This is a genomic window from Arthrobacter bambusae (assembly GCF_030812595.1).
In the GTDB taxonomy this organism is placed as follows: Bacteria; Actinomycetota; Actinomycetes; order Actinomycetales; family Micrococcaceae; genus Arthrobacter; species Arthrobacter bambusae_B.
In genome coordinates, this window is sequence record NZ_JAUSSZ010000007.1 from 35,021 (window position 1) to 46,974 (window position 11,954).

General features: G+C 60.4%; 11 protein-coding genes and 1 pseudogene. 4 read left to right on the forward strand and 8 right to left on the reverse strand.

The genetic code is table 11. From position 1 onward, the window contains the following. Positions 1–39: 39 nt before the first annotated feature. A complete protein-coding gene (locus J2S96_RS10850; RefSeq protein ID WP_306862906.1) occupies positions 40–816 on the reverse strand; it encodes an SDR family NAD(P)-dependent oxidoreductase in 777 nt (258 codons plus the stop codon). 840 nt (positions 817–1,656) lie between these two features. On the opposite strand from J2S96_RS10850, the gene J2S96_RS10855 reads away from it, so the two are divergent. Beyond that, on the forward strand, positions 1,657–3,066 hold the full coding sequence (locus J2S96_RS10855; RefSeq protein WP_306862909.1) for an aldehyde dehydrogenase family protein: 1,410 nt from the start codon (positions 1,657–1,659) through the stop codon (positions 3,064–3,066). A gap of 912 nt (positions 3,067–3,978) precedes the next feature. On the opposite strand, the gene J2S96_RS10860 is transcribed toward J2S96_RS10855, so the two are convergent. The 3 genes from J2S96_RS10860 to J2S96_RS10870 all read right to left on the reverse strand — a co-directional run bounded on the left by J2S96_RS10860 (position 3,979) and on the right by J2S96_RS10870 (position 6,188). Next, entirely contained in the window at positions 3,979–4,350 is a 372-nt protein-coding gene (locus J2S96_RS10860) for a hypothetical protein (RefSeq protein WP_306862911.1), read from the reverse strand. Positions 4,351–4,749: 399 nt separating this feature from the next. Beyond that, positions 4,750–5,625, reverse strand: a complete 876-nt coding sequence (locus tag J2S96_RS10865; RefSeq protein ID WP_306862913.1) for an HpcH/HpaI aldolase/citrate lyase family protein — start codon at positions 5,623–5,625, stop codon at positions 4,750–4,752. Further along, positions 5,622–6,188 (reverse strand): MaoC family dehydratase, encoded by a 567-nt coding sequence (locus J2S96_RS10870; RefSeq protein WP_306862915.1) that lies wholly within the window; start codon positions 6,186–6,188, stop codon positions 5,622–5,624. The genes J2S96_RS10865 and J2S96_RS10870 overlap by 4 nt, the downstream gene beginning before the upstream one ends. Positions 6,189–6,409: 221 nt before the next feature. On the opposite strand from J2S96_RS10870, the gene J2S96_RS10875 reads away from it, so the two are divergent. The 3 genes from J2S96_RS10875 to J2S96_RS10885 all read left to right on the forward strand — a co-directional run bounded on the left by J2S96_RS10875 (position 6,410) and on the right by J2S96_RS10885 (position 9,243). Beyond that, the gene (locus tag J2S96_RS10875) at positions 6,410–7,585 is read left to right on the forward strand and encodes an acyl-CoA dehydrogenase family protein (RefSeq protein WP_306862917.1); all 1,176 of its coding nucleotides are present in this window, start codon (positions 6,410–6,412) and stop codon (positions 7,583–7,585) included. A gap of 132 nt (positions 7,586–7,717) precedes the next feature. Then, complete coding sequence (locus J2S96_RS10880; RefSeq protein WP_306862919.1) at positions 7,718–7,942, forward strand: hypothetical protein; 225 nt, start codon at positions 7,718–7,720, stop codon at positions 7,940–7,942. A 539-nt stretch (positions 7,943–8,481) separates the two neighbouring features. After that, a complete protein-coding gene (locus J2S96_RS10885) occupies positions 8,482–9,243 on the forward strand; it encodes a GntR family transcriptional regulator (protein WP_306862922.1) in 762 nt (253 codons plus the stop codon). Positions 9,244–9,370: 127 nt separating this feature from the next. Here J2S96_RS10885 and J2S96_RS10890 read toward each other — a convergent pair whose 3' ends face one another. From J2S96_RS10890 to J2S96_RS10900, 4 genes and pseudogenes are all read right to left on the reverse strand, one after another. After that, complete coding sequence (locus J2S96_RS10890) at positions 9,371–9,547, reverse strand: hypothetical protein (RefSeq protein ID WP_306862924.1); 177 nt, start codon at positions 9,545–9,547, stop codon at positions 9,371–9,373. A 31-nt stretch (positions 9,548–9,578) separates the two neighbouring features. Next, positions 9,579–9,680, reverse strand: a pseudogene (locus tag J2S96_RS20200) (hypothetical protein); the annotation flags it as partial. After that, entirely contained in the window at positions 9,677–11,068 is a 1,392-nt protein-coding gene (locus J2S96_RS10895) for an MmgE/PrpD family protein (protein WP_306862926.1), read from the reverse strand. The pseudogene J2S96_RS20200 and the gene J2S96_RS10895, both read right to left, overlap by 4 nt. 175 nt (positions 11,069–11,243) lie before the next feature. Then, positions 11,244–11,633, reverse strand: coding sequence for a nuclear transport factor 2 family protein (locus tag J2S96_RS10900; protein WP_306862928.1), 390 nt, complete (start codon positions 11,631–11,633; stop codon positions 11,244–11,246). Positions 11,634–11,954 lie beyond the last annotated feature (321 nt).

Sequence of the window (11,954 nt, forward strand, 5' to 3'; positions counted from 1 at the left end):
TCGGGTTGGTAGAGCTTCGGTATGCGTGCCGCGTATGCATTACCCGGCGGTGCGTCCGCCGTCAACCGGCAACACGGTTCCGAGGGTATAGCCGGCCTCCGGCGAGGCGAGCCAGAGTACCGCGGAAGCGATCTCCTCAGGTTGGCCGAGGCGTCCAATTGGCTGCGTGACCTCCATTGCCGCGATGCCGTCCTGGCTACCACCGGTGACCACGTGGGCCAACTCTGTATCAACCGGTCCGGGGGCTACTGCGTTCACCCGGATGCCCTGACGCGCGTAGTCGAGACTCGCTGCCCGAGTTAATCCCGCTACTGCGTGCTTTGCCGCCGTATATAGTGCGAAGCCCTTCCGTCCGCGCAGCCCTGCACCCGAAGAGGTGTTTACGATGGCTCCGCCGCCGCTCTTCAGGAGCGCCGGGATTTCGTATTTCATGCCAAGGAACACGCCTAGTGCGTTCGACTCCATGATTATCCGCCATTCGTCGAGGGTCGACTCAGCCAATGGCGTGGGCTTCTGGATACGGCCGACGTTGTTAAAAGCGACATCCAGTCGTCCGAATTCAGCCATCGTCTCATTGACAGCCGAGCGCACTTCGTTTTCCGACGTTACGTCGACATGTAAGGTGATCGCTTCCCCACCCTCTTTACGGATAAAGTCCGCCGTCTCGCTGTTTGCTTTGTCGTCGAAGTCCGCGAGTGCGAGCCGCGCTCCCTCGCGGGCGAACGCGATTGCAGTCGCGCGCCCGATTCCCTTGGCTGCCCCTGTCACAAAGACGATCTTGTTTTCGAACCGGTTTGCTGACGTCGTCGTCGACATCGAAACCCCTTTTCTCGGCAGGTACATGTCTGCCGTTCAACTTTCATTTGTAAGTCGGACCTGGCCGCTGTTTGGGTGACTAGCATCACAGGGCTTTGCCCCATCGTGATACGTGATGTAATCGAAAGGCAAATGACCTATTGTGATAGCCCCCATCAATTGCCGGCATTCCCGCGTTGGATCGGAACCTGGTCGCGGCAGGCGAGAGGAAAGCCTCGCATTTTCTCGGGCTCTTCTTACGGCGTCGGAGAGGCGTTCTAAGTTCAGCATGAGATGAGGTGATGTATCCATCACTGAATAACATTGGCCAAACGAGCGCACCACTGGTCAGTATGACTACTACGGGTGAAGCAACTGAGTCCGGTTCCTGGCATTGAAGCCCGAATCCTGGACGGCAGTGTTGGCGTGCCCCCTGTGAAACGTGAACGGGCCCTCAGCGCGGCTGTTTTGCTGCCGGCCTCCCCAACTTGGTGGAGTTTGCATTTTGGGGGAGTAGGTGGAATGTGCACTTCTGCTGGTGCGGTGTTGCGGTGGCAACGACGCCATGCCGGTGACAGACTTTCGCGCGCGTTAATTATCGCCTTCACACTGATGGAATGTTCCCTGTTTGTCCATGCGGGAGAAGAACGAGGAGAGTCTGTATTAAGACACCCTCGCATGACAAGACATACGTTGTGCGAGCGAGAATTGAATGAGACAAGGACCCCGTCGAACTGTTTGGCTGGGCTTGAACTTGCAAGAGAATGGGTAATACGGATGACAGCGAATGTGGTGGGCACTCGGTCGAACGTCGGGTACATCTCAGCCGAAGGGGTGGTTACCCCACACGGCGGATACGTCATGCCGATTGAGAATCCCTCGACCGGCAGGCAGATTGCCGAGCTCCACGAGGTAACTGCCGAGGAGCTGGACTGGATCATCCAAGGTGCACAGCAGACGTACGAGTCGTCCTGGCGTCACACCGCTCCTGATGTGCGCGGGCAGTTGCTGTCGGCATGGGCTGATCGCATCGCGGAACATCGCGAGGAGCTCGCCGACATCGAGGTAGCCGATGTGGGGCATCTCCGTCGAGAAGTGCTCGCCGAGCTTGGATCGTGTGAACGGACTCTCCGGTACTATGCGGGCATTGCAGACAAGATCGAGGGTCGAAGTTTCGCTCAGTTGCCGGAGCGGCTCTCTTACGAGTTGCGCGAGCCATTTGGGGTCGTGGCAGGAATAAGCCCCTATAACGGAAACGCTAATTTCGTCGCAATGAAGGCGGGGCCCGCGTTGGCTGCGGGCAACTGCATTGTCATCAAGGCGCCGGAAGTCGCCCCTCTGCTCAACTTCAGGCTGGTGGAGCTCGCGCTCGAGGCGGGGTTTCCCCGGGGGGTCATCAACGTTGTTACGGGGCGGGGCGCAATCGTAGGACCGCTTCTATGTCAGCACCCGAATATCGGGATGATTGCCTTTACCGGTGGCCCTGTTTCTGGTCGGGCGGTGCTCACGCAGTCGGCCACCAACATCGTGCCCACGGTCCTGGAACTGGGAGGAAAGAGTCCGGCCATCCTGTTGCCCGATGCCGACTTAGAAATGGCCATCCCGTCGGTGCTTCACTCGAACTTCGCCAAGAGCGGTCAGAGTTGCGTGGCTGGTTCTCGTATCCTCGTCCATGAGTCAATCTATGGCCGTGTTCGTGAAGAGCTGGCGGCGCGCGCAAAAACCGTGCGTGTCGGGCTTCCGGGCCGAGAGTCTTCCCAGATGGGCACTCTCATCAACCGGCAGCATCGAAGCAGAGTCGATGACCTCGTTCACCGATCGGTCGAGAGTGGAGCGACGCTTCTGGCAGGTGGCGCGCCCGCCGAAGACGGCGAACTCAGAGACGGCGCGTTCTATCAGCCGACTGTGCTTGGCGACGTAGTTGACGATAATCCGGCAGCGATCGAGGAGTTTTTCGGGCCGGTCGCCAGTGTTTTGTCGTATGGCAGCTTGGACGAGGCCCTCGCGCGTGCGAACAACACGCCGTTTGGTCTTAGTGCCCAGGTATGGAGTAACGACGCCAGTGCGATCCAGTACCTCTCTAAGAATCTTGTCGCAGGAACAGTCTGGGTCAATACTTACCGTTCATTTCATCCGACGGTGCCGTTTGGCGGTATGAAACAGAGCGGATTCGGTAAAGAGAATGGTTTTGATTCCGTGGCTATGTACACGCGCCAGAAGGCTGTGGTTTGGGATCTCTCGACAGAACGCATCCTGCCTTACAGCGACTAGTTGGCAGTTATGGGCAGAGTTCGTCTGATTGTTGGCGTAGCCAAAGGCGTTGCATGAGGGACGACGTCAGCCCCGTACGGTCAGCGAGCCTGTCGTAGCAGCGGTGCAACGGCACAACATTGTTTTACGGGGCTTGAGGCCGTCAACGCTTTGGTCGGCCCTACTAGCTTTTACGTCGACGTTCGCGGGCCGCCCGCCATATGAGCCGAGCCTTGCGTAATCGATCTGGTCGGAGGGCTCGGGATGGCGGAGCTACGCGCTCGCGTCCCTTCCTTATGACGGGTCTCGGGAAGGGAACGCCTGGGCCAAGGCCGGCGTTGGTCGTGAGTGTCGCCAGTGCGCTGGACGTCGTTTCCCGTATGTTCGTGAGAACTGCCGCTCGCCCAACCGCCTCAACCTCTGCCCGTCTGGGACCTTTATCAGGGTGCTAATGTTCGCTTCCGTGTCTCGCCGGTGCGCGGAACGTGGTAACGAACCCCTGGTATACGGCGGTGTCGCCCGTCGCACCTTCCCTGTGCGCCCGCTGAGGTGTATGCAGTCGCGGCCCCGGAGTGCGCCCTGGACAGGTGGGCTCCCGGGACGAAGATGAGGAGTTCGCGCTTACGCTGCTGCGTCGAAGCTGGCTGCCGGTGCCCGATTCCACAGATACTCGATTGGATTGTTGGAAGTGCTCTACTAGCTGTTCTCGGCCCTCGATATAGAAACGCCACATTCCGGCCCAGCTAATAGTTCCGTTAGCCGGCGAGGCTCTGCGGTGGCGACTGATCATTCCAGTGAAGGAACATACGGCGCCGAAGCATCGAAGCGCCTCATTGAATCACCGAACGAATGCTCCCGACATAGAGTCTGCAATAAAGCCCACTGTGTCTGAAGGCTGTGCGCATCTTTCTCTACCGCACGCTGTCCGCGGCATCACCGCGAGATCCGCGGCACAGCATCCAACGCCAGCGCCGTAATCGGCCTCGCAGCCAACGCCTCCACCAACTCAGGTCGCAAACCCGGAGCCAGCATCCCAATCAAGGTCGCCCCGTCCGCCAGGCGTCCGATCTCTTCCGCGCTGGGCGGATTTATTCTCAGCACTACCTCACTGCCCCACGCTTCGTCCGCGCCTACAATCAGGGCACCGGCCGCAGCATATGCTTCATCACGGAACGACGCCGCTTCCCCAGCCCCCTTCTCGACTAATACTTCGTAGCCCAACTCGGCCAGTTGCCTGGCTGTTACGGACGTTGCTGCGACCCTTGTCTCTTGGCCTAACTCGGCCACAATGCCAATACGTGTCACTAGTTACTCTCTTTCTCTCGCATTTTGATGCGACGGACCCGGGCTTGTTCCCACGGGGTCCTCGACTTCTGCCCGTATCTTTCAGCGGACGTCGAACGATAACCTCCCTGTATCTCGTTCCCAGACGCGTCCTTTATGGACGGCGCAGGTCGCATCCGACAGGTGGGCTGCCCGGGCGAAGCGGCCGACTGCAGCTCGACCGCCTCTTGTATAGAGGCTGGTGCCCGGCACCCGGGCGTTCTGCGAAGCACCGATCCAGTTCTGTGGGTACTATGAGACGCCGCAAATGAGTTGCCTCGCGGAATACCAACAAGTCAGCAGCCAGACGGCTGGCAAATGGTGCCACGACAGCTCGTTCCAGCGAGACACCGTGATGTCCTCCAGCGGCGGCCTGCTCCTTTACTGGTCCTTCACGGCCCGCCGCAGGATACGTTTGGCCCGCTCGGTGACCGGGCGGTCGATCATCTGTCCGTCCACCTGCGCGGCACCCCCTTCGGCGCCGATCACTGAGCGCGCCCACTCGATCTCGGCTTCGGTGGGTGCAAACGCCCCACGAACGGCGGCCAGCTGTGCCGGATGGATACACAGCTTCCCGCCGAAACCGAAGTTCCGGGCGAGCCGGGCGGAGTCTGCAACCCTGCCGCCGTCCGCGATCTCAGTGGACGGCGAGTCCAGCGGGGCAGCAATGCGTGCCGCACGGGAGGCCAGGACCAGCTGCGCCCGGGCATTGTCCAAGAACCGGTCTCCGCCGTCGGCATCGATGTCCAGTGCGAAGTCGATGGCGCCGAAGGCGAGCCGGGTCACTCCCGAAACCCTCGCCAGCTCCACGGCATTAACGACGCCGACGGCCGATTCGATCAGCGGAACAAGGGCCAGGTGCCCGGGCATCTTCGCGCGCAGCTGCCCCAGGGCACCGGCGTCTTCAGCCTTAGGCACCATGAAACCGAGCAGGCCGCTCCCGGGCACCGCGGCGGCGAGCAGCGCGGTGATCTCGGCGTCGTACTGGCTTGAACCCAACGGATTTACGCGCACCAAGGCGCGCATGCTCCTGACGTCGGCGCCCGCGGCGAGTGCCGCCAGCACCGCGGCAAGCGCGCCGGCCTTGGCGTCCGGCGCGACGGCGTCCTCGAGATCAATGATCACGACGCCGGAACCCGCGGCGACTGCCTTGGCGAATCGCTCCGGGCGGTCGCCGGGGACGAACAGGGCGGTGACCGCCGCCGCCACGGCGTCTGTGGTAGCGGCAGGCGTGATGCTTCCTGTCGGCGCCGTCACTGGGCGTCGCCGATCAGCGGCAAGCTGGACTCGTCCGGACGGACAGACTCGACGCCCGGCATGTGGCCCTGCCGGTACACCATGAAGGTGCGGCGGTAGCTGATGACGATCTTGCTGTCCTGGTTGAAGCCTTCTGTGGCTACGGTCACCAGGCCGAGATTCGGGCGGGACTTCGATTCCCGGGTGGCGAGAACCTTGGAGCGTGAATAAATCGTGTCGCCCTCGTAGACGGGGTTCGGCATGCGGACTTCATCCCAGCCCATGTTCGCGAAGACGTTCATGGATAAATCGATGGTCGACTGGCCTGTGACCAGCGCGAGCGTGAAAGTGGAATTGACCAGCGGCAGGCCGAATTCGGTGCCATTGGCAAAATTTCGGTCCACGTGCGTCTTTGCCACGTTCTGCGTCATCAGGGTGAAGCACTGGTTGTCTGCCTCGGTCACCGTCTTGCCGAACGGGTGGTAGTAAATGTCCCCGGGCGAGAAGTCCTCGAACAAGCGGCCCGTCCAGCCCGGTACTACACGGCTTTCCTCGGCCGTTGCCGGGGTTGCTTTTTCGGTCATCGATGGTCTCCTTGGCTTTCCACTGTTTTCCTCCGGCCCCTGTCGGTGGAGGTGTAATATATTCTGCTTCCTCGCCAGTTTTGCTTGTTTTGGCCCTAGATGTCAAGGAAAAGCAGCCGGGCACGATCCGGGGAGTATGCCTTGTCAAGGCTCAATATATTGAGTATTGTCAGTTTCCAGACGGTGGTCCAAGCGCCACCTCCACCGATCAAGGAGCACCGATGACCACTCTGTCCGCCGACCTCGAACAGCTGCGAGAGAAGACGCGCCTCCTCTGCGCTGGATTTCCCGACGAGTACTGGCGCGAGACGGATCGCAACCGTCGCTACCCGCAGGAATTCGTGGACACACTGACCGAGGCCGGATTGCTGTCCGCGCTGATCCCCACTGAGTACGGTGGCCTCGGCCTGGGCCTGACCGAGGCCAGCGTCATCATGGAGGAAATCAACAAATCAGGCGGACATTCGGCGGCCTGCCATGCTCAGATGTATACGATGGGGGCCCTGCTGCGGCACGGCAATGACGCACAGAAGAAGGATTACCTGCCCCAGATCGCCGCGGGCAGGTTGCGGCTGCAGGCCTTCTCCATCACCGAGGACAAGGCCGGCTCGGACACTACCAGCATCGAGACCGCGGCTGTGCGTGACGGCGAAGACTTCATCATCACTGGCCACAAGAGCTGGACCAGCCGGATCGACGAATCCGACCTTGCCTTCGTACTGGCTCGCACTTCCGAGAAGCCCGTAGGCAAGGGCACTGACAAGACTCACGGCCTGACGCTTTTTTTGGTGGACCTGCGACAGGTCCGGGCTGAGCAGCCGGACACGCTCAAGGTCGTCAAGGTCCGCACTATGTTCAACTACGCAACCAACCAAATTTTCTATCAGGGCATGCGGGTTCCGGCATCGGCCGTGATCGGCGAGGTCGGAAAGGGCTTCCGCTACGTCATCGACGGCTGGAACGCCGAACGCATCCTCCTGGCCTCAGAGGCCATCGGCGACGGCTACTGGTTCACGCAGCGTGGTGTGGAATACGCCAACAGTCGCGAAGTGTTCGGCCGGAAGATTGGCGCCAACCAAGGCGTTCAGTTCCCTATCACCGACGCCTACATGAAGGTCCGGGCTGCGGACATGATGCGGTACGAGGCGGCACGGCTCTTCGACGCCGGCGAGGCGTGCGGCGCGGAGGCCAACATGGCCAAGCATCTGGCATCGGAGGCGAGCTGGGCAGCGGCAAATGCGTGCCTGGACACCCATGGCGGTTATGGCTTCGTTGACGAGTACGACGTGGAACGGAAGTTCCGCGAGACACGCATGTTCCAAGTGGCGCCGGTCAACAACAACATGGTTAAGAGCTTCGTGGCCACCAAGGTGCTGGGGTTGCCCCGCTCCTACTAAGGCGGGCGCGGAGTGGCGGCCCTCCAACCCTCCTCTGGTGTGAGCTGCCTAATGGCTTACCGAGCAGCACATCCACACTGGACGAACTGGTACATCTGTCCAAATCCGACTACATGTATTTAGGAGCAAACGATGGACATCCAGCTACAACCAAATTGGCAGCGCACTCTCGGGCAACTTGTAGAGATTTGGAGAGACGGGAAATTTGTCCGCGAAGGAACAGTGGAGGCCGTCATGCCGGACAACTCTTTTCTTTGGATTTCAGCGGACGGCAACTCTTCCAGGCAGATGATCTCCCGCCATGACGGTTACCAGGTTTTCACGCATTTCCTGCCACCGCGTTCGAAAGACCACTAGAAATTCCCAGCGAGATGAAACTTGCATGGTGTGATCCAACCCTGCAAGCAATATCATGCAGGATTGCGGACTGGCGGCGATACAGGGCTGGGGATTGGCATACCCACTACGTATGCCGAGATAACGATCGAAGAAGGAAGGCATACGAACATCCGGTGGTGCATGTCGACATGGACCACCGGATGAACCACTTGGTCAATTTGCTCCCCCAAGGGCATTACGCCGTGACTGCTGAGCCGCCTACCGTCATCCCTGAGCGACGCAGCGTTTTAGACCGGATCGTTTGGGCTGGTGCCCACCTCCGCTGAACCCTAACAGAAACCATGGCGGAGGCCTTCTCCATCCGCCCACAGATGACCGAACGCGCCCGCGCCGTGCGCGGAACCTAAGCGTTGCTGCGCAGCCGGGCTCCCACGTTCGCCCCGCGGGAAACAGATCGCCGGATGGATCCGGTGCCCGCGTTGCTGGATCGGCCACGGCAGCCCGGCACCCCGCACGCACATCCGCCGTGGCCGATGCCGTATGTTAGGTGAGGAAAAATGATCAGAAAGAGTGCGCAGACCATGACCAGCCGCAGTCGACGCAGCAACGCACGCCCGCAACTGAGCGAGAAGGCGACCGCACATATCCGGGGGCTCATTATGTCCGGTGAACTGAGGCCAGGGACACTAGTCCGTCCCGAGACAATCGGCGAGGACTTGGGCATCTCGACCACGCCGGCACGCGAGGCGCTCCAAGCCCTTCGTGTGGAGGGCTTTCTGGAACTGGTGCCGCGGCACGGGTTCGTCGTAGGCCCGCTCACGGGCCAGGATATCCGGGACCTTTTCCAAGTCCAGGCCCTCATCGGCGGGGAGCTTGCAGCCCGCGCTGCGGCAAAGGCCACAGAGCAGGACGTGGCCGAGCTCGAGGCACTGCACCACGAGTTGATTGCGGCCGCCGCCCGGAACGATCACGACCGCCTCGAAGAGAAAAACCACGCCTTTCACCGCGAGATCAACCTGCTGGCTGATTCCCGCAAGATCATCTGGGCACTGGGCCTGGTTACCCGGTACGTCCCGCGGCAGTTCTACTCCTCCATCCCGGGCTGGCCTCGGGCCACTATGGATGACCACGCCGAACTGCTCCAAGCCATGAAGGCGAAAGACCCGGAGGCAACGCGGGTCGCGATGCAGCAGCACCTCGTCCATTCCGGCGAACTGCTTGCCTCCCACTTCGACGCGCGGGTCGCCGCCGCCGAAACGGATAACGAGCCGATGTATATCGCGCAGACGGACCCCGGCGAGGGGCTGGCTACGGCCTGAGCCCCGCCTGCCTTAGATCGCGAATAACCCTTCGGAATCCTCCGTTCGGTCCCGTCGCAACGGAGCCGCGCGCATGAGATCACCTCGAGCCATGGCTCGTATGTACCAAACCAGGGTGGGAGCCACTTTATAGCAAGCGGGTAACCTCGGTTTCCTCGTGGTTGGGGGCCACCACCGGATTGACTACCTGAATATTTCGGGATTGCGTGATGGTGCAGCCCATCTCGTCCGCGATGATCTGGGTGGGCTCTTCCCAATGCGCCGCCAGCCACTCCGAATCGCCTGAGGACCGCCTTCCGCTCATCGAGTGACATTGCGGGCAAGGTGGTTTCAGCCAATGCCCGCTGCGCGGATTCAACGGCCTGATCGATGTCCTCGCGCGAGCCGGACGGTACTTCAGCGACGACGGTTGATGTACTGGCGGTCGGAGTCGTCAGTCGAGTACGCGAAGGAACTCCGTGGCGTCATCCATCGACTCGAGCTCCTGGATCATGCCGATCACCGAGTCGACCTGTGCAGGAGAAGGCCGGCGTATAGCGGCGGGGGCACATTCTCGGAATTTCTCCACGAGGTCGTCCCAGATCATCGGTGCTTCAATGCTGCCGGGCACTTGCGTGCCGATTCTTGTGAAGCTACGTCCGTCATAGGTTATGACCTCCACGCGCCCATGCGGGAGCTCGAGCTTCCAATCCAACTCACGATCTTCGATAGGTTGGACCCGCCTCGCGACATCTAGCACGCGGGAATCCTGAAGCCCCGTGTCGGTGAAGTCCCAAATCGACAGGCCTTGGCGTACTGCAGCAGTCGCGACGATGAATGGCAAACTGAACCTCGCGTCGATGAGTGTTTGCGGCGCTCGTCGAGTCTCCAATGGTGTGCACATGAGGCTGTGGTAGTCGCCGACATAGACTCGGATCTGACGAATGTCCTCGACGCTGAGGCCCTCCTCCTTCATAATTTCTATTGTCGCCTGAGCGTGGCTGTGAGACGTTCCGACCGCGGGCCATCTCTTGTACAGAGTCGTCCCGCCCTGGTAGTCGTGTCCAACATCAGCCAGGATGGTTTCTCGATCGTAGCCCCCGGGAAAGTAGTTATTGAAGACACCATGAGTTCCCTCGAAGGGGGAGTCGACGCATGTAACGCCCTTGTCGGCGAGGAGGGTAGCGAGGACAGCACCCTTCGCGGAGAAACCCGCATACATACCCCGGAAATCTCCACCGAGTCCTCCCACGACTTCCGCCAGTCCACATGATTCCTGAGTCGCGATGCCAAGTGCATTCTGGATGCGGCCCTCAGGCATCTCAAGAATGCGGCACGCACCGGCCGCAGCGGCGAAGACGCCCAGGACCGGTCCCGGATTCCAATCCTTTCTCCATACGATATTGCGTCGTAGCCGCGCAAAAATATCCTGACCCACAGCCAACGCCGTGATCAACTCACGTCCCGAAACCTTGCCTCGGCGTTCCGCAACGGCGAGAACCGCCGGAATAACTGAGCTGCCAGCATGTTGGCCCCAGGGCGTCAGATCGTCGTAATCGAGTACATGAGCAAGCGTGCCATTGGCGAAGGCCGCCATCATCGCGGGCACTCGCCCACCGAAACCAAGGACTGATGCCTCAGGGCGTCCTCCGCTCTCGTGCACGACTTCGATCGCGCCGCGTGCGGCGGGCTCAAGGCCGCTGCCAGCCAGACAGACTCCTACGGTGTCGAGAAGGCTATTCCTCGCGGCGGCCACGGCGTCAGCACTCAGGTGCTCGTACTCGGACTGGGCCGCAAGGTGAGCGAAGTGCCAGGATACGTCAGCCGAGTGTTCGATATTCCGCATTCCAGGTCCTTTCATTTATCAAACTTTGACACGATCCAATTCCTTCTTCGTTCGTAAAGGTTCAGATCGATGGCTCGGGTTTCGAGACTGAGGCTCATGTCTCAACTCGTACTCGAGCCACATTGCCCAGTGAGTCGGTCGATTCAGACAATTTCTGGAAGTAGGGCTGAGAGGTTCAAACGTGCGGCTGGGGGGTGGCCTGGTAGGCCACGAACTTCCATGAACCCTTTTCGTTCACCCAGACGGCGAGGGCACTGTTATTCATTGTCATGGGAGTTCCGTTGACGGTTAGGTCGGCGTTCATTTGAAGATTGACTAGAACTGTGTTGCCGATGACTGTAATTTTTTCGCACTTGTGGTCTATTCGGTGGTACCTGACAGCGCCTGTGCGCAGCTTGTCTATGTAGGCTTTCAGAGAATCCCTATTGCCTCCTGAATGGGTGTAAACGAGCTCCGGGTGGCATAGTCTTTCGAATGTGTCCACGTCACCGGCGAGGACCGCGTTGTAGCGTTGGTCTTCGAGTCTTTGAATGACGGATGCTGGGTCGACGCCTGAGTCAGTCATGAATCTTTTCCTCCATCTGTGCGGTGAGGAGCGACCGGGCAAGGTGGGCCCTGAGCTCCTTTCCTGCTGATTGCAACCGGATATCGTTTTTGGATTTTCCACGCCTATGCCAAAACCTCATCCATACCTTGCCTTCTCGATCGTCTCCCTCGGGCAACGGAGCGACAGTCGGTTGGTCGGCAAAGCTAATGATGAGGGAGCCCTCGACTCCGGCGACGGAGCCGCCCTACCTGGGTGCGGCGACTAGAAGTAAAGACCGAAGACGGTCAAGCCGGTTGCGGGGCGGGCGAGTCCGCATGGCTGATCACTCCGGTCAGGCCA